We start from the raw sequence: 18014 nt of genomic DNA on the forward strand, positions 1-18014 counted from the left end.
CGGCCAACCTTACGGTTGAATCAAGTCTTTGTACTGTTTGAGAATATCAAAGCTTGCATGCATCAATTTCGTTGTCTCTTCTTCACCGACCCAATCGTCGCCCATCTTGTTGTCGATCAGGAATTTCTTGAAACCCTCGTCCGCCATGGTCGCCTTCTACGCGGTGATGAATTTGTCGTAATCGGCCGAATGCTTCGTCTTGAAGGCCGCCGGAAAAACAAACGTTCGCACCGAACCGGGGATGATCGGCACAGAGGTATTGTATTCCTTCAGAACTTCGTTGATCGGCGGCGCATCGAAGTCGGGCCGGCGATGATCGAGAAACACTGCCAAGGGTCGGATAAACTCTCGGATAAAGTCGGCACCCTCAGCCTGGCCGATGTTGAAGTCGACTTGTCCACCTGCGAGTGCCGTTCGCATTGCACCTGCGCCGTCAAATGTGACGATGCGGACCGCATCTGGTTTCAATCCAAGTGAACTCAGTAGCGCCATGGTCGTGATGTGACCAACGGAGCCGAAATCGACCCCGGTGCTGATGGTGCCAGGGTTTGCGCGAATGGCGTCGATGAGTTCCTTCGCGGTCTTCCACGGCTTGTCTTTTGGAACAAGCAGGATCGTGTCGTCCGACCATTGCGCGTTGACGAAGGTAAAGGAGTCGAGCGTAAACGGTGCTTTCGTCACAAGGATATTGACCGGAATGAACGGTGTTGCTGGCGTCAGCATGACGTTGTAGCCATCAGCGGGCTGCTGCAAAAACCAAGTTGTGCCGATCATGCCTCCGGCGCCGGCGCGGTCTACGACTGTCATCGGCTGACCAAGGTATTTTGGCATATATTGCGCAAAGCCACGCGCCATGCGATCAACGCTACCGCCGGCGTCGAATGGCACCAGAATCGAAATAGGACGGCGCGGCCACGGAGCGGCAGCGGAAGCGTTGCGCATCATGTAGGGCGTTGCCAAGGCGGTCGCACTAATGCCTAAAAAAGTTCTGCGATTAATAATCATAAAGTCCTCCTCCCGTTGGTTCTTATGAAGTCGTCTTGCTATTGACCTTCGTGTGTCGTGATCTTGAGATGGCAGCGCGGACTGCGGGCCAGACCAGCAGCGCGACCAGCAAGGCCAGCATGACGAGCGCGATGGGCCGGGTCAGAAAGAACCCGGCATCGCCGCCACTCATCTGATAGCTTCTCAACATGGCGCCTTCCGTCAGCCGTCCTAGTGGTTACCGCCTGACATAAGAGTCCTGTATGGGATTCCATTTGCTGGGTTGGCATGCGAGTCTGGCGCATGCGCACAGGAATATCGTTCACCGTTTCGCCAACAGATCACCAACGCCTGATGGCCTTGACCAGGGATCGCAATGCGCCCCAAAAGCACGTCTGGCGGGCCGAGATCATCCTGCTGAGTGCCGATGGCGTCGGGACTGTCGAGATTATGCGCCAGACCTGCAAATCGAAGACCTGCGTATGGCGCTGGCAAGAGCGCTTCGCCACAGAAGGCGTCGAGGGTCTCCTGCGCGACAAGACGCGGCCGTCGCGTATTGTGCGGCTCGGACCCGATGTCGCCGAGCGTGTGGTGGCCCTGACGCTGGCTGATCCGCCGGGCGAGACGACGCACTGGACGGCCGACATGATGGCGACGGCCGCCGGCATCAGCGCCAGCGCAGTCAGGCGTATCTGGAAAGCGCATGGCCTCGCACCTCATCGGTGGCGGCAGTTCAAATTGTCCAACGACCCGAAATTCGTCGACAAGCTGCGAGACGTTGTCGGCCTCTATGTTGATCCGCCAGCCCACGCCGTCGTGTTGTCGGTCGATGAGAAAAGCCAAATCCAGGCGCTCGACCGCACCCAGCCGGGCCTGCCGATGAAGAAGGGTCGGCTCGGCACCATGACCCACGACTACAAGCGGCACGGCACAACCACGCTGTTTGCCGCCCTCAACGTGCTCGACGGCACCGTCATCGGTCGCAACATGCAGCGTCATCGTCATCAGGAGTTCATCCGCTTCCTCAACGCCATTAACGCCCAGGTGCCGGACGACAAGGCCGTCCACGTCATCCTCGACAACTATGCTGCCCACAAGCATCCCAAGGTGAGAGCCTGGCTCGACCGTCACGAGCGTTTCACCTTCCACTTCACTCCGACTTCAAGCTCATGGCTCAACGCGGTGGAGGGTTTCTTCGCCAGGCTGTCGAAGCGGCGTCTGAAACGCGGCGTTTTCCATTCCGTCGTCGATCTCCAGGCCGCCATCAACCGTTTCCTCGTTGAGCACAACAAAAAGCCAAAGCCCTTCACTTGGACCGCCGATCCCGACAAAATCATCGCCGCCGTTAAACGCGGGCACCAAGCGTTAGATTCCATCCACTAGCAGCAGTCCCACGACGGCGGCCGCAACTGGATAGTCGAACCGCTGCATCAGCCAACCAATGATCGCGAATATCGCCAGTGTGATGGGCCCTGCCATGTTTTGCGCGAGGGCGAAGCTCCCTATCACCGCAAGTGCCAGAACAATCGGCACCAATGCGCGCAGTCGGACCTTGACGATGAAACCAGCGACGAAAATGAAGCAGAAACCAAGGATGCCGAGAATGAAGACCTGCGCCAGGCTTGAGAGAATAACAGCGTAGACGATGTCTTTGTGGTCACGCATGAAAGCGGGGCCATCGGTAATGTCATGCATGCCAAAAGCCACCAGCATCACCGCTGTGGCACCGCCGGTCGGGATGCCGAGGGCCAACAGCGTTGCCATCGAACCTCCTTCCGAACTGGCATTGGCGGACTCGGCTGCAATGATGCCGCGCGGATCGCCAGTGCCGAAGCTTTCCGGATCCTTGGCGGCGCGACGCGCCTCGGAATAGGACAGGAGGTTGGCGATCGCGTGGCCGCCCGGCAATATGCCGATGCCCGTACCCAGCAACGCGCCCCGAAGAACGGTGCCGGGATGCCGAAAGGTTTCCGCTACGCCGGCGAGGATCCGCCGCGCGTTCACACCGCGCCGCGTGGTGTCCGTGATGATGTAGTCGCGTCCGACAAGATTGAAGAGCTCGGCTGCCGCAAACAGGCCGACGATTGCGGGTACGAGGGGAACGCCGTCCAGCATTTCCGCAATACCGAACGTGCCGCGTGCAGCACCTTGGGCGCTCATGCCCACGGTGCCGAGCAGCAATCCGAAAATGCCGGCAAACAGGCCACGGGCAAGATGCCTGCCGCGCAGGCGGGCAATTAGTGTCAGCCCCCAAATGGAGACCACCAGCATTTCAGGAGGGCCGAGTTTGATCGAAAAATTGGCGATCGGTTCGGCAAGGACGAGCAGGATCAGATAAGCGAGCAATTGACCACGGCAGGACGAGCATAGCGCCAGCCCAAGCGCTTCGTTGTGCTTGCCGGCCTGTGCCATCGGAAAGCCGTCGAACGTCGTACCAACCGCCGCGGCGGAACCCGGAACGTTGAGGAGCACCGCTGGAATGGCCACACCGAACAATGCGCCGCCATACATGGCCGTCATGAAGATCAGCGCCTGCAAGAAATCCATGTACGGAATGAGCGGCAGGCAGATGGCCAGCGCCATAGAGGTGGTCAGGCCCGGAACGGCATGGATGGCCAAGCCGATGAGAATGCCGGGAACCACAACAAGCCAAGGTTCCCATGAGCCACCGAGGAGATGGAACGCCGACATGAGCGCGTTGAAATCGATCATCAGTTGTCTCCTCCAAAGAAGAAGAGTGGCAGAGGTGTGTAGAGGATCTGGCTGAAGCAGTAGATGGCAATAGCGCAGAAGATGACCGGAATGAGGATCAGCGGAAGCGGGCGCCGCTCACCCAGGAAAATCAGCATGCCGCCGACATAAAGAAGACAGGCAACGTCGAACCCGACAGTAGGGCTGACGATGACGAAGCCGAACAGCATCGCCATCGTTCCGGCAATCTTCAGTCCCTTGCCCCTTTCCAGCGGACTGCGCTCGCAAAGGACCTCAGGCTGCCGCAAGTTGAGGCTGTGAAAACAGCCAACCGCCACAAACACATAGAGGATGATGCCGCCGACCGTGGACGGCACGATCATGATCAGGTTTGCAACGGTTTTTTGCGCGCTCCATGCATCGAATGCGTACCAGCCACACCAGGCGGCGATTGCGGTTGCGAAAGCGAGATGCGCTATATCGACGGCAACACGGCGCAGGCCAATCGTTATAACAGGCAGGGACGTGGCCGTGGCGGGGTCTAGTTCTTTATGCATTGCACAAACCATTCTGTCGGCAATTCGCGTCCAAGGCCACGGGCCTTGGCTTCGCGATAGGCGAGCGCACCGCAGGCTGCAAACTGGATGCCCCAGTTGCCAACCGGTCGGTATTGGGTGATCTGGTCAGGACTCGTCCGTCCATCTGCCCGACCTGAAATTACATCAGCATAAAATGGCCAGGTTCGGTGGGATCGCTGCTTTGGCATAACCGGCGGCAGGCGGCGCTGCTCTTCCGGACTGCCGCCAACAAAGGCGCTTCGGCTGTGGCCCAGATCTCGACGGAAGGCTCCGCTCTCCGGCATATCAAAGGCTTCCTCGCCCTGGCGGACTACGAGATCGATACGGGCCTCGCAGGCCGGGGCGAGATCGATTGGACCAATCCCGACGACATGCATGCCGGGTTCCAACCATTCGGCTTCGATGACCGGTGACATGCTGTCGGTCGCCGCGGCCAGGATGTCTGCGCCTTGTGCCGCTTCTTGCGCGCTATCGACAACATCTATTCGTACGCCGAGCTTTTCACCCATTCGCGCCGCAAATGCCTGGCGGTTTGCCTCGGTGCGGCTGTAGAGACGGACGGTGTCGATCGGTCGGATGGCGAGCATGGCTTCCAGCAAAGTCTCGGCCATTCCGCCTGATCCGATCAGGCCAAGACGATGGGAGTCCGGCCGAGAAAGCAATTTCGCGCCAAGGCCGGCAGCAGCACCCACGCGCACATGCTGAAGGTGGCCATCGCTTATGATTGCCAGCGGCTCTCCGTCTGCCGTGCTGAACAGCAGCACGAGCCCACAGTAAGTGCCGGGCTGCATGCAATATTTCTTTTCCGACCAGCTACCATCCGGGCGGCGCGGCCAGCTCATCACGTCGGATTTCAGTCTCACGGCATGCACACCTTCCGCAGCGCCCTCCACTGATCCGAAACGGTAGTAAGAATCGTCGTCAGCTGCCGGCATGAAGGTGTCGAGCCGCGGACGCGAAACCGAGGCCCCGGTCAGAATGCCCGCAAAAGCGCGTTCCTGGATGTCGATGCAGTCCCTGGTGGTCAGCACCTTGGCGACGACTTCATTGTCGATCATCAGCATGCGACGCGACCTCCCGTACTCGCAAGGTCCAGAAGCATCGACACTTCGGCAGCATCAAGCTCGGCAATGCGGTCGCAACCATCAACGAAACGCTCTACGCTTTGAGCGTCCAACCAGGTTGCGAGACAATCGCGGGCTTTGCCGTGATGTTCTTCCTCGGTGATCGGCGGCGCACCCCAGGAGCCGCGTGGTCTGTCGCACCGCGTCGCGATGATGCGGCCGTCTTCCAACTCCACCTCAAGATCGAGGTATCGGCCGTCGGTGTATATGCTTGGGATCTCTCGCGACAATGTCACCTGCATCTTGCCGAGCAATGCCTGCATGTCCGGTCTTCTCAACATGTCGTCGGTGAAGCTGGCAAGGCCGACATTGCCATCCAGCAAAGCGGCAGCTGCCGTATATTGGAGGCTGAATTTGCCATCCAGCCCAGAAGCGGGATTGGGCCGATCACTGGACGGCACGTCAGCTGCTCGAATCCGCACGGTCTTGATTGCCTCAATAGCCGGGACCTGCGGGCGTGCCATCAACGCAGCTGTGATCGCATAATGCGTCGAGAATTTTGCCGGAAAGATCTTGATCGCATAGCCGGGATCGACCACGCGGAACGGCTTTCCAAAATCAAGAAGTTGCTCCGCATTGAACCCGTTCGGGAAGAAGGCTTCCCCATAACTCTGCGGAGCAGGATCGAACAAGGTCTTGGTGCCGGTAAAGCCGCGGCGCGTCAGCAGGGCCGCTTCGAGCCCCATCGCTGCGGCATATGCAGTGTGACTGGACTTTGTCATCGTGCCGAGATTGGCGAATAGGCTACCGCAACGGGACCCAGCTATGCCGATCGCATTGGCATATTGCCCGGCGTCAAAGTCGAGCAGAAAACCGGACGCAACGGCAGCGCCGATCGGTCCGACAAAGCCCGGCGGATGGAATTTCAGCTCGTGCGACTGCAGCTTGCCGGCGGCCTGGCGCAAGCGGCCCTGGATTTCGATACCGAGGACGATGGCCTTCAGCATCTTGGCACCATCGCCACCCAGCGCCTGCCCAAGGGCGAGCGTCGGGGCTAGTGCCGGCGAAAGGGCGTGTGTCGCCGGCAGCCACATGGGCTCGAAGTCCAGCACATGCATCGACGCGCCGTTGACAAGCGCTGCCGGGACTGTGCCAAGCCGTGTATTGAGCCCAAACACGCTCGCGGTGCTGCCGCCGCCGTTGCCGGTCAACGAATCTTCGAAATGATCGAGGAGCAGGCGCGGCGCTTCCTCCAGGCGGGCACCAGCCACGGCAACCGAAATGCCATCGAGAAAAAGCTGCCGGGCAGCTCGCTGGACGTCTCCCGCAAGTGGAGCCGAAGCCGCAGTGACGATCTCGTCGCATATGCGGGAAGTCAGACTGGGACGCGTCGTGGTCATGCTGCTACCAACTGATTGAGAACATAGGGAAGGATACCGCCATGGCAAACCCATTCGGCTTCCCGTTTGGTGTCAACACGTGAAACAAGATGAATGGTCTCCGTTTCGCCACCTGGGCGATGGATCACTACCGGCACCCTGCCGCCCGGGATCAAGGCGACGGAGATATCGGGAACATCGAAGCTCTCGGCGCCGGTCAGTCTAAGCGTCTTGCGATTCATGCCGAGCGGAAATTGCAGCGGCAAGACACCCATTCCCACCAGGTTGGACCGATGGATTCGCTCGAAGCTCTCGGCAATGACCGCACGCACCCCAAGCAGGCGCGTGCCCTTCGCCGCCCAATCCCTGGAAGATCCGCAACCATAATTTCGGCCTGCAACGACGATGACCTGCCGGCCCTCGGCGGCATAGCGTTCAGACGCTTGAAACACGGTCATGATCTCGCCGTCGGGCTGATGGCGCGTAAAGCCACCCTCGCGCCCCCGCAGCATCTCATTCTTGAGCCTGAGATTGGCAAAGGTTCCGCGAACCATGACCTCATGGTTGGCACGACGGCTGATATAGGTGCCAAACCGCTCCGGCGCGACGGCATGTTCGGAAAGATAGACACCGGCATCCGTGTTGGCCGGAATGAGATTGCCGGGGGATATGTGATCCGTATTGATGTCGTCGCCGAGCAGCAGCAGGATGCGCGCATCCAGGATGGGCGCGTCCGTTTCACCGGGCAAATCCAGAAAGGGTGGCGCCCGCAAAAACATGCTTTCCGGATCCCACGGAAAGACGTTTTCCGTTCCGGACTGGATCCGCGACCATTCCGGACCTGGATCCGCAAAGACATCATAAGCATTTCGGAACAGGTCCTCGGTCAAAGACGCTGCAACGACACGCTGAATTTCGGAGTCCGAGGGCCAGATATCGGCAAGGTAGACCGGCATGCCGGATCGATCTTCTCCAAGCGGCATCGTCGTCAGATCGCCAAGCACCGAGCCCGACAACGCATAGGCGACGACAAGCGGCGGGGAGGCCAGAAACGTGCCGCGCACGGAAGCACTGAGACGCCCATCGAAATTGCGGTTGCTCGATATGACGCCGGCCATCACCAATTTGCTGTCGGCAATTTCGGCCGCCACATCGGCTGCCAGCGCGCCGGCGCTGCTGCCACAACTCATGCAGCCGAAGCCAACGACGTTGAATCCGAGTGCATCAAGAGACGACGAAAGGTCTGCTTTGTCGAGCATCGCCGGAACCACGCGCGAACCCGGCGAAAAGGACGTCTTGATCCACGGCTTGACTGCCAGGCCACGGGCGACCGCATTACGGGCAAGAAGACCGGCGGCAATGACCTGATGCGGATTTGCGGTGTTTGTGCAGGATGCAATCGACGCTATGGCGATATCACCATGCTGCAGCGGCCGCCGCGCGATGCTCGGGCTCGGAGGCGGTGTTTCTCCCGCGCCGAACTCGCTATAGGCGCTGCGAAAGCGATCCGGAACATCCCTAAGCGGAACGAGGCTTTCGGGTCGCGAGGGCCCGGCGAGGCAGGCCTCGACGCCAGAGATGTCGAATTCCAAAATGTCCTGAAACAGCGGTTCTTCCGAACGCCACAGGCCCTGGGCCTTGGTGTAGCGCTCGACCAGATCGATATGTTCGGCAGTCCTGCCGGTTTGCTTGAGATAGCGGAGGGTTTCGGCATCGACAGGAAAGAATCCCATCGTCGCCCCGTATTCTGCGGCCATATTGGCGATCGTCGCGCGGTCAGGCAGTGTCAGGTGCCCGACTGCCGGACCACAGAATTCGACGACTGCCGCGAGTACATTGGCGTTCCGCAGGAAGCGGGTCAGGGACAGAACGATATCGGTACACATCACCCCGGGGCGCGGCTCGCCAACCAAGCGACAACCGACCACCCTCGGCGTCTGCAAGCCGACCGGCTGGTTGAACATCGCCGTTGCTGCCTCGATGCCGCCGACGCCCCATCCGAAGACGCCCATGCCATTGACCATCGGCGTATGGCTGTCCATTCCCACCAAGCTGTCGGGAAAGGCAATCCGCCCATTTCCATGCGGCGCAAGCGACACCACCTGGGCGAAATATTCGATATTCACCTGATGGACGATGCCGTTGCCCGGCGGCACGACACGAAGGTTCTTGAATTGCGACATGGCCCAACGCACCACGCCATACCGCTCTTTATTGCGCTCAAGCTCATTGGCAAGGTTCTTGCCGAACGCGTCGGCCGATGCGGTGAAGTCTGCCCGCACGGAATGATCGATAACCATTTCCGTCGGCACCACCGGATCGACACGGCGAGGGTCGAGACCCCGGGCGACCATGGCATCCCGCATTGCGGCCAGATCGATCAGCAGCGGAACACCCGATGAGTCCGGCATCAGAACGCGCGCCGGATGGAAGGCAAGTTCTCGCGTCAGTGCGTCGTTTGCAGGCCAGCGCGCGAGCGTCGAAATGTCCTCACGGGAAACAGTGACATCATCTTCGTAACGAACCAGATTTTCCAGAAGTACCTTGAGCGATACCGGCATTCTGCGAAGATCGACATCAAGCGCTTCAGCAAGCGCATCGAGGCTGTGATACTGTATGTCCGCACTAAGATTACGGAGTGTCTCGAAGGAATTTCCCACGTCGCCGCTCCCTCAGTTATGGCTTGAGTCCGACGGGTGCGAAGGTCTTCTGAAGCTCTTCGAGATGGGTCATTCCCATCAGATCGTTCAGCTCGTCGAAGGGGACCAGCAGATCGGGCCGCTCGATGACCCGTTCTTCCCGGATAGACTGGCCGAAAACATCAAGAGCGTTTTTCATGCCCTGAATCGCGGCAGCCGTCAGCATGCGGGGATAAGAGACTGCCTTAACGCCCATGTCCTCAAGCTGGCGGGCTGAAAGCAGTGGTGTTGTGGATCGCTGACGGATACCAAAACCCATATTGACGGAAAGCGGCTTGCTGACGTTCCGCGCGACGGTCGCTATGTCCTCGGCAGAACGCAAGGCATCGGCAAAAAGCATGTCGGCACCGGCTTCCGCGTAGAGGTTCAGGCGGCGGATAGCTTCACCGACACCGTAAATAGCGGTCGAGTCTGTGCGGGCCTTGATAACGAAGTCGGGATCTATGCGAGCCTCGGCAGCCGCCTGGATTTTCTCGACATGCTCCTCTGCGGAAATGACTTGCTTGCCTTCCATGTGGCCGCAACGCTTCGGCCATACCTGGTCTTCGATCAGCAAGCAGGCGATGCCAGCGCGATCGAACCCCTGGACGGTGAAATACACGTTAAGTGCATTGCCATATCCAGTGTCGCCGTCTGCAGACAGCGGGATCGTGCTGATCGCAGCCAATGCACCGGAAGCGCGAACATTTTCTGCGTAGCCCATGATGCCGACGTCAGCCCAACCGAGATTGCTTTCACTGAGACCTGCGCCGGTAATATTCGCGGTCTTGAATCCCATCTGCTCGATGAGCCTGAGACTATAGCCATCGAAGACGCCTGGGCAGACCAGGATGCCCGGCTCTGCCAAAAGAGCCCGCAGTCGTGCCGCTGGCGTCGATGATTTAGGTGTCGTCATTGTATCCTCCCAATGATAGGTCATATTCTACTCCAGGATTTGAGTTGTCAACACTTCTTGGTAAATCGTTCAGTTTTGAGGCGTAATTAGCCGTTCGTGAGCAAAAGTGTCAACAGATTGGAACTGATATGGAAACAACCAATAAAGAGATGACGCTGGCTGAACAGGTCTACCAACGCCTTACCGCTGCCATTCTTGACGGTGAGCTCGCGGCTGGATCAAAGATCTCTGAGCCTGCCTTGGCACGTGCTTACGGCGTTAGCCGCGGTCCGCTGAGGGAAGCGCTTCACCGCTTGCAGGAGAGGAAACTGATCACCCGATCGGCCAACCAGGGACCGCGCGTCATCAAGCCGTCAGCACAGGCGCTTTTGGAACTCTTCGTCGTTCGCGAGGCGCTGGAAGGCATGGCAGCACGCATGGCGGCACTGAATGCGACCGAGGCCGAGATTGTTGCTTTGCGTGCCGCCGTCGCTGGTCCAACATCGGTATCCGACGGCGCCATGGAAACCACCGACGGTGCCTATGAACAATTGGATCGGGACTTTCATGTGGCAGTTGCAAACTGCAGCCGGAATCCCATGCTGATCGGTTTGCTTTGCGGCGAACTTTATCCGCTGCTGAAACTCTACAGGGGGACCCCGGTTGGGCATAAGCCGCTCAGATTGCGGGCAATCGACGAGCACCGCCGCGTTGTGGACGCAATCGCTGACCGAGACGCGGAGCTCGCCGAAATTTTAATGCGGCGGCATATCCTGGCAGCGCGTAGCAGACGAACGGAAGCGCTAAAAGAAGGCTGACGGGCAAGGGGGCCTACCCTAGAACGGCCAGTACTCGCTCAATTAATGCAAGCCGGCGGACATCCGCAACTATCAGGAGTTTCGAGCCTCGATCTTCCACGACGCTGAGCGGCGGCGGCGAGGCACGATGCGGACCTGGGCCTGCGCGAGGACTTCGCGGCCTTTGCGGCGGTCGCGGTGGATCCAGCTTTCTGTCTGTTCCTGCTCTTATCAGGCCAAATGGTATCCGATTTTGTCCAGAATCCGTGCGGTCGTGGTTTCCACGGCGATGCCCTTCGGATCGATGGTGCCTTTCCGGAAGCCGACGAACAGTCTGCCGTTCTCGATCCCGGGATTGGACGGCAGCAGTTGCATCGTTTCTTCTGACAGATGACGGGCCGCCATGCGCGTCGGCAGGATGGCCGCTCCCAGCCCGGAGGCCACCAGTTCGGCGATGACCGCCACGCTTGTGCAACTGCTGACATTGACAGGTTGTATGTTGGCGTTCGCAAACCAGTAGCTCATCTGCCGATGCATCGCCGAAGGCGAGGGATTGCAGATGATCGGCTTGTCCCAAAGGTCTTTCGGCGAGACGGCGCGATCGATCTTCCATGCTGCTGGTGCGACCCAACTCGTCGGCTGCGGCCCGAGCGGCTTCAATGTGACCTTCTCGTGCCCGATGGGATTGAGGAGAATGGCGACATCCAATCCATCGTCGACCAACGCCGTCTCAAGAGTCGTGCTCGTCGATACCACCCATTCGGGCGATAGTTTCGGATGGTCTTCCAGGAGGCCCGCAAGCAGCGGTGCCAGGCAGTTGACAGCAAAACCTTCGGCTAAGCCAACCCGGATCGTGCCGGCGACGCCGTTTGAGGCGTCGCTGTTCTGCATCGACCCTACCTCGGTCATGATGACATGGGCTCTCGGCAGAAAAGCACGACCCTCCGCTGTCAAAACCATGCCCTTGCCGGTCCGTTGCAGGAGCTCGCTTCCGACCGCATCGCGAAGGTCTTTGAGGCGGAGCGAAATGGATGGCTGCGCCAGATGAAGATGGTCCGCGGCCTTCTGCGCGGATCCCAGCTCGACAGTCCAGAAGAAAGCCTCAATCTGGGCGAGCGTTATGCGCGTCATTGGAAATTCCTATGTGAACTCGCTTAAAAAACTCATTTGGTTTGTCAAAGTCAATGTTGCATACGAGTCGACGAGGAACGGCCTGGAGGGGCCTTGAGGGGGGACGAAATTATGGACGACCGGAAAGATATTATCGCCAAGGCGGCAAGACGCATCCTGCCCATTCTGATGCTGTGCTATTTCGCCGCCTTTCTTGATCGCGTCAATATCGGCTTTGCAGCGCTGACGATGAGCAAGGACCTCGGCTTTTCGGCCACGGCCTTCGGCTTCGGCGCCGGCATCTTCTTTCTTGGCTACGTGCTCTGCGAACTGCCGAGCAACCTGATCCTGGCGCGCGTCGGCGCCCGGCTGTGGATCGCCCGCATCCTGATCAGCTGGGGTATACTGTCGGCCGCAACCGCCTTCGTTTGGGATCCTTCCAGCTTCTACATTGTCAGGATTCTGCTGGGCGCTGCAGAAGCCGGGTTTTTCCCCGGCATGATCTTCTTTCTAACGCTTTGGTTTCCCAAAGCCTATCGCGCCCGCATGTTCGCGACTTTCAACATTGCCGTGCCACTTGCCTCGATGATCGGCGCGCCGGTCTCCAGTCTGGTGATAGAGGGCCTCAACGGCGCAGGCGGACTTTTTGGATGGCAGTGGATGTTCTTGATCGAAGCGTTTCCGGCGGTCATCATGGGACTGGCCGTGCTCTTCTACCTGCCAGACTCACCAAAGACAGCCAGCTTTCTAACCGCCGACGAGCGAAGCTGGCTGGCATCGAAGATCGACAGTGAGCGTCAGGCCCAGGAGACGGTCGAGCATTTTTCCGTGAAAAAAGCCCTGTTCGATCCAAGGGTGCTGCTGATGTGCCTCATTGCAGTTGGCTTGGTCATGGGTACGACCGGGGTCGCGGTCTGGATGCCGCAATTCGTCAAACAGTTTGGCCTTTCGAACCTGCAGACGGGATTTGTCACGGCCATTCCAGCTTTGTTCACCGTGCTGGCAATGATCTTGGTCGGACTCCATGCCGACAAGACCGGCGACCGCGTCTGGCATGCGGCGGGTCCTTTTCTTGCCAGTGCGATCGGCTTTGCGCTGGCGGCCTTTTCCAGCAATCCGATCCTCGGGCTGATCGGCCTGACGATCGGCGCTGCCGGCATCGGTGGCGCATCGCCGAACATCTGGATCTTTCCGTCGACGCTGCTGACCGGCACCGCCGCTGCCGCCGGCATCGCCCTGGTCAACTCGGTCGGCAGCACTGGCGGCTTCTTCGGCCCGTCAATCATCGGCTGGGTGCGCGATGCCACCGGAAGTTTTACGGGATCGCTGCTGTTCCTGGCGGTCTCCATGGCGGTCACGGCCGTCGCCATTCTGGTTCTAGGCCATAGCATGCGCGACCTGCTGAAGCCCAAACCGGATCCTCGTCACATCAGAGCAACCGCATGAAAATCACCCAGGTCAAACTCCATCTTCTGTCGGCGCCGCTGTCGGAGCCGATCGGTAACGCGCTGATGTTCTTCGCCAGCCGCGATACGCTGCTTGTCGAGATCATTGCGGACGGCGTGTCCGGATGGGGCGAGGCCTGGGTGGCGCCGGTGGTGGCGGCAAAACTGATCGAGACGAGCCTGGCGGCCTGCGTTATCGGCCAGGACCCGTCGCATATCGGCCGCCTCTGGCAGACCCTGCGGGATGCGGCCGGCGGTGAGCCGGGCATGACGGCGGTGGCGGCCATGGACATGGCGCTTCATGATCTTACCGCCCGCCTCTACGACGTGCCACTGTCGACCCTGCTCGGCGGCGCGGTGCGCGAACAGGTGCTGGCCTATGCCAGCGGTCCATTCTTTAAGCCGGGCGGCCATCCCTATCGCAATTTCGAGCCGGAGATCGACGGCTATCTCGCCAGCGGCTTCCGTGCCTTCAAAATGCGTAGCGGTTTTAGTCCGGTTGACGATGCGGCCGCTGCCATCGCGGCGCGGCGCCAGATCGGCGAGGACGCCGCGCTCATGGTCGACTTCAACCAGTCGGTCACGCCGCGTAATGCCATCGCTACCGCCCTGCGGATGGAGGAAGCCGACCTGCTGTGGATCGAGGAGCCGGCCAGCCCACAGGACGTCGCAGGATACAGTCTGGTGTCCGAACAAGTGCGGTCGGCGCTGGCCGGCGGCGAGACCTATCGTTCCGCCGCAGCCTTCCTGCCGTTCCTGCAGCGGGGATCCCTCGATGTGCTGCAACCGGATATCGCCATCTGCGGCGGCCTGACCGGCGTGCTGCGTGTCGTCGCCCTCGCGGAACTTTTCGATCGACCGGTCATCCCTCATATCTGGGGTAGCACGGTGAATTTTCACGCCGCGCTGCATCTGCTGTCGACCTTGGCGACGCACCGGGCCGGACCGACATCGGCCTTTCCCTATTTGGAATACGACGTCGGCCCCAACCCGCTGCTTGATCTTGCCGGCCATCCGGCCCTCAACGCGGATGGCACGATCAGCGTCCCGACTGGGCCGGGCCTCGGTATCGCGCTCGACGCCAAGGTCATCGAACGTTGGAGGGTCGCCCATATCACCATTGGCCCGTCGCAGGGGTAGTGCGCCCACGCGTTCGGTTGCCGGAAACCGTTGGCAAAGCCGGCCCTAAAAAATCATCCTGCCGTGACTTTCGGCACTGTCATTGGGCGCGTTGCCCTATGCCAAAAAAGTGTGTTGCGGGCCTGGTCCGCCAAAGTAAGGTTAACGGACAGCGATAGAGGAGTGTCGCTGGGCCGGCTTGCGCACCTTCCCTCGGGAAAGAAGCCGCGCCGTCCGAAGTGAAATTGATAATGCCTGGGTTTGGCCCAGCGGGGGGATTTTATGAAGAAGTTGCAGTGGCTGGCCTTGTGCGCCGCCTTTCTGTCGTTTGGATCTTTTGCGATACCGGCATATGCGGCGGTCACGGAAATCACCATTACCAAAGTCCAACCGGCCTTCGAGGGCCAGTCGTTCGGCAGCGCCGGTGCCTATGAGCGGGTCGAGGGAACGATCAAGGGCGCAGTCGATCCAAAAAATCCGCTGAATTCGAAAATCGTAGATATAGGCGCTGACAAGAGCGGAGGGCCGGTTGGCTATTCGGCGAATTTCATGATTTTCCGGCCCGTCGATGCGTCGAAGGGCAACCACAAGGTCGTCTACGACATCAACAACCGTGGCAACATGCTGACCTTCGGCCTGTTCAATGATGCGCCGAAATACAACAACGATCCATTGAGCAAGGCCGATGCCGGCAACGGTTTTCTGATGCGCCAGGGTTATACGATTGCCGTCAGCGGCTGGGATTCGGTTTCACCGGACATGCCCGGCATCGGCGCCGGCCCCTTCAAGCTGACGGTCCCGATTGCCGTCAATGCCGACGGCTCGCCGATCGTCGGGCCGGCCATGGAGGAATATGCGGTCGACGATGGCAAGACCGAGAAGGGCAGGCTGACCTATCAGACGGCCGACAGCGACACCGCCACGGCGTCGCTGATGGTGCGCACCCTGGTCGATGACCAGCCGACGACGATCGCTGCCGACAAATGGCAGTTCGATCCGGATGGCATGAGCATCAGCCTCAAGCCATCGGGCACGAAATTCGAGGCGGGCAAACTCTTCAATTTGGTCTACCAGGCCAAGAACCCGAAGATCGCGGGCCTTGGCTACGCCGCCGTGCGCGATTTTGCCGTCTTCCTGCGCAGCGACAAGAGCTCGCCGATCCCCAAGGTCGACAAAATATTGGCGACCTGCGATTCCCAGCCTTGCCGCTTTCTGCACGACTACGTCGAACTGGGGTTCAACCAAAGCGAGACGGGCATCCGGGCCATCGATGGCGTCCTCAACTGGGAAGGCGGTGGTAGCGGCCTGTACTTGAACTACCGCTTTGCCCAGCCCTACCGGACACACCGCCAGCGCATCAATCGTTGGTTCCCCGAATTCGAGTTCCCCTTTACCTACAAGGATACGAAGGACACGGTGACCGGCAAGACCGCAGGCTGGCTGGACGCCTGCACCAGGAGCAAAACCTGTCCGCTGGTAATCGATGCAAACTCCGAGAATGAGTACTGGGCGAAGGACGGTGCGCTGGCGCATACCGACACCGTCGGCAACGACCTTGCCGACATAGACGGCGTCCGCATCTCTTTCATCACCGGCCCGCCACATGGCGATGGGATTCCGGTGACCGGCAAGGCCGTGTGTGCCTATGAACGCAATCCGTTGGTCGGCAACCAGGCGGTACGGGCGCTGCTGACGGCGCTCGACCAATGGACTTCGAACGGCACCACGCCGCCGCCAAGCCTCGTGCCGCGCAAGGACAACGGCACGCTGATCGCGCCGACGCAAGCAGCCGCTGCCTTCCCGCATATCGCGGGCGTCACCTTGACAGGCCGGATGCACACCGGTGACTTGTTCGACTACGGCCCACAGGCAGCCAGCGGCATCCTGACCACCTGGCCGCCGAAACTGGTGAGCATGCCATACCCGACGATGGTGCCAGCGGTGGACGCCGACGGCAATGCGATCGCCGGTATGCGGCTGCCCGACATCGCGGCACCGATCGGCACCTACACCGGCTGGAACAATCGCGCTAACCCGATACTCGATGGCTGCGACGGCTTCGGCAGCTTCCTGCCCTTTGCCGCCACCAAGGCCGAGCGCATCGCCAACAACGATCCGCGTCCGTCACTGGAGGAACATGCCGCCTATGTGAAGGCGGTGTCAACGGCTGCCACGGCGTCGCTGAAGGCGCATGTGCTTCTGCAGGAAGACGCTGATCGCTACATCACGCTGGCAGAAGACAGCAACGTTGGGCGTTGACATCGGAGGGCGGGAGCGACGCCAGTGGCTGTTTCCGCCATGTCCTGCGACCTGGCATTGACTGACACCGGCGATGGCCCCATCGATCGTTCGAACCAAGGGAGAGTGCAATGACCCGCCTGACCGCAAAGGACTTTCAGCCAGAGCTGCTCGAACTCTACGATTACTATGCCCATGGAAAAATCACCAAGCGCGAGTTTCTCGATCGCGCCGCAAAATTTGCCATCGGCGGCCTGACAGCGGCGGCGATCCTCGCCTCGATGAGCCCGGGCTATGCGCTCGCCCAGCAGGTCGAATTCACCGATCCTGACATTCTCGCCGAGTACATCAGCTATCCGTCCCCCCAAGGCAACGGCCAGATCCGCGCCTACATGGTGCGGCCGGTCAATGCCAAGGGCAAGGTGCCAGCTATCGTCGTCGTCATGAGAACAGGGGTCTCAATCCCTATATCGAGGACGTCGCACGTCGCGTCGCCAAGGCCGGCTTCGTGGCGCTGGCACCCGATGGCCTCAGCGCCGTCGGCGGCTATCCCGGAAATGATGAGAAGGGCAAGGAACTGCAGCAGCAGATCGACCCGGGAAAGCTGATGAACGATTTCTTTGCCGCAGTCGATTTTCTCATGCATCACGACGAGACGACCGGCAAGGTCGGCATCACCGGCTTCTGCTATGGCGGTGGCGTCGCCAACGCGGCGGCCGTGGCCTTCCCGGAGTTGAGCGCTGCCGTACCGTTCTACGGTCGACAGCCGCGCGCCGAGGATGTCGCCCGCATCAAGACGCCGCTGCTCCTGCATTACGCCAGCCTCGACACAGGTATCACCTCCGGCTGGCCGGCCTATGAGGCAGACCTCAAACAAGCCGGAAAGACCTACGAGGCCTACATCTATCCAGACGTCCATCACGGCTTTCACAATGATTCGACACCGCGCTACGACGAGGCTGCTGCCAAGCTTGCCTGGGAGCGGACCATTGCCTGGTTCAACCGCTATCTCGCCTGATCTCGGGGCCAGGAGCAG

Annotated in this window: 15 protein-coding genes and 1 pseudogene; 6 read left to right on the forward strand and 10 right to left on the reverse strand. The window is 60.1% G+C overall.

All coding sequences use genetic code 11. The features are described from left to right. Positions 1 to 9: 9 nt before the first annotated feature. Genes J5289_RS19575 through J5289_RS19585 form a run of 3 tightly spaced genes read right to left on the reverse strand, consistent with a single transcriptional unit; the run spans position 10 to position 1195 of the window. Positions 10 to 147 carry a hypothetical protein gene (locus tag J5289_RS19575; protein WP_209186721.1) on the reverse strand — a complete coding sequence of 46 codons (138 nt, stop codon included), beginning with the start codon at positions 145 to 147 and terminating at the stop codon, positions 10 to 12. A gap of 9 nt (positions 148 to 156) precedes the next feature. Next, on the reverse strand, positions 157 to 1005 hold the full coding sequence (locus J5289_RS19580; RefSeq protein ID WP_209207553.1) for a tripartite tricarboxylate transporter substrate binding protein: 849 nt from the start codon (positions 1003 to 1005) through the stop codon (positions 157 to 159). A 22-nt stretch (positions 1006 to 1027) separates the two neighbouring features. Then, positions 1028 to 1195, reverse strand: coding sequence for a hypothetical protein (locus J5289_RS19585; protein WP_209186719.1), 168 nt, complete (start codon positions 1193 to 1195; stop codon positions 1028 to 1030). Between the two features lie 92 nt (positions 1196 to 1287). Here J5289_RS19585 and J5289_RS19590 point away from each other — a divergent pair, with 92 nt between their 5' ends. Continuing rightward, a complete protein-coding gene (locus tag J5289_RS19590; RefSeq protein ID WP_219276603.1) occupies positions 1288 to 2367 on the forward strand; it encodes an IS630 family transposase in 1080 nt (359 codons plus the stop codon). On the opposite strand, the gene J5289_RS19595 is transcribed toward J5289_RS19590, so the two are convergent. From J5289_RS19595 to J5289_RS19620, 6 genes are read right to left on the reverse strand one after another with little or no spacing between them, the layout of a single operon-like run. Continuing rightward, the gene (locus tag J5289_RS19595) at positions 2350 to 3696 is read right to left on the reverse strand and encodes a tripartite tricarboxylate transporter permease (protein WP_209185911.1); all 1347 of its coding nucleotides are present in this window, start codon (positions 3694 to 3696) and stop codon (positions 2350 to 2352) included. The two genes, J5289_RS19590 and J5289_RS19595, sit on opposite strands and share 18 nt — an antisense overlap. After that, positions 3696 to 4232 carry a tripartite tricarboxylate transporter TctB family protein gene (locus J5289_RS19600; protein WP_209185912.1) on the reverse strand — a complete coding sequence of 179 codons (537 nt, stop codon included), beginning with the start codon at positions 4230 to 4232 and terminating at the stop codon, positions 3696 to 3698. The genes J5289_RS19595 and J5289_RS19600 overlap by 1 nt, the downstream gene beginning before the upstream one ends. Next, positions 4217 to 5317 carry an ornithine cyclodeaminase family protein gene (locus J5289_RS19605; RefSeq protein WP_209208015.1) on the reverse strand — a complete coding sequence of 367 codons (1101 nt, stop codon included), beginning with the start codon at positions 5315 to 5317 and terminating at the stop codon, positions 4217 to 4219. The genes J5289_RS19600 and J5289_RS19605 overlap by 16 nt, the downstream gene beginning before the upstream one ends. Beyond that, positions 5311 to 6717: an MmgE/PrpD family protein gene (locus tag J5289_RS19610; protein ID WP_209185915.1), complete on the reverse strand. Its 1407-nt coding sequence runs from the start codon at positions 6715 to 6717 to the stop codon at positions 5311 to 5313. Before J5289_RS19610 ends, J5289_RS19605 begins: the two co-directional genes overlap by 7 nt. Beyond that, the gene (gene acnA, locus J5289_RS19615; protein WP_209185916.1) at positions 6714 to 9356 is read right to left on the reverse strand and encodes an aconitate hydratase AcnA; all 2643 of its coding nucleotides are present in this window, start codon (positions 9354 to 9356) and stop codon (positions 6714 to 6716) included. The genes J5289_RS19610 and acnA overlap by 4 nt, the downstream gene beginning before the upstream one ends. Before the next feature lie 16 nt (positions 9357 to 9372). Beyond that, complete coding sequence (locus J5289_RS19620) at positions 9373 to 10290, reverse strand: oxaloacetate decarboxylase (RefSeq protein WP_209185917.1); 918 nt, start codon at positions 10288 to 10290, stop codon at positions 9373 to 9375. 128 nt (positions 10291 to 10418) lie between these two features. Between J5289_RS19620 and J5289_RS19625 the strand changes: the two genes are divergently transcribed. Continuing rightward, positions 10419 to 11087 (forward strand): GntR family transcriptional regulator, encoded by a 669-nt coding sequence (locus J5289_RS19625; protein WP_247749393.1) that lies wholly within the window; start codon positions 10419 to 10421, stop codon positions 11085 to 11087. A gap of 210 nt (positions 11088 to 11297) precedes the next feature. Here J5289_RS19625 and J5289_RS19630 read toward each other — a convergent pair whose 3' ends face one another. Next, positions 11298 to 12197 (reverse strand): LysR family transcriptional regulator, encoded by a 900-nt coding sequence (locus tag J5289_RS19630; protein WP_209208014.1) that lies wholly within the window; start codon positions 12195 to 12197, stop codon positions 11298 to 11300. A gap of 111 nt (positions 12198 to 12308) precedes the next feature. Between J5289_RS19630 and J5289_RS19635 the strand changes: the two genes are divergently transcribed. The 4 genes and pseudogenes from J5289_RS19635 (at position 12309) to yghX (ending at position 17996) form a co-directional block, all read left to right on the forward strand. Further along, positions 12309 to 13622 carry an MFS transporter gene (locus J5289_RS19635; RefSeq protein ID WP_209185919.1) on the forward strand — a complete coding sequence of 438 codons (1314 nt, stop codon included), beginning with the start codon at positions 12309 to 12311 and terminating at the stop codon, positions 13620 to 13622. Further along, entirely contained in the window at positions 13619 to 14761 is a 1143-nt protein-coding gene (locus J5289_RS19640) for a mandelate racemase/muconate lactonizing enzyme family protein (RefSeq protein WP_209208013.1), read from the forward strand. Before J5289_RS19635 ends, J5289_RS19640 begins: the two co-directional genes overlap by 4 nt. A gap of 261 nt (positions 14762 to 15022) precedes the next feature. Then, positions 15023 to 16999: an alpha/beta hydrolase domain-containing protein gene (locus J5289_RS19645; protein WP_209208012.1), complete on the forward strand. Its 1977-nt coding sequence runs from the start codon at positions 15023 to 15025 to the stop codon at positions 16997 to 16999. Positions 17000 to 17109: 110 nt separating this feature from the next. Next, positions 17110 to 17996 (forward strand): annotated as a pseudogene (gene yghX / locus J5289_RS19650) (YghX family hydrolase). Positions 17997 to 18014 lie beyond the last annotated feature (18 nt).

It is taken from the genome of Rhizobium sp. B230/85 (assembly GCF_019355735.1).
Classification (GTDB): Bacteria; Pseudomonadota; Alphaproteobacteria; order Rhizobiales; family Rhizobiaceae; genus Rhizobium; species Rhizobium rhododendri.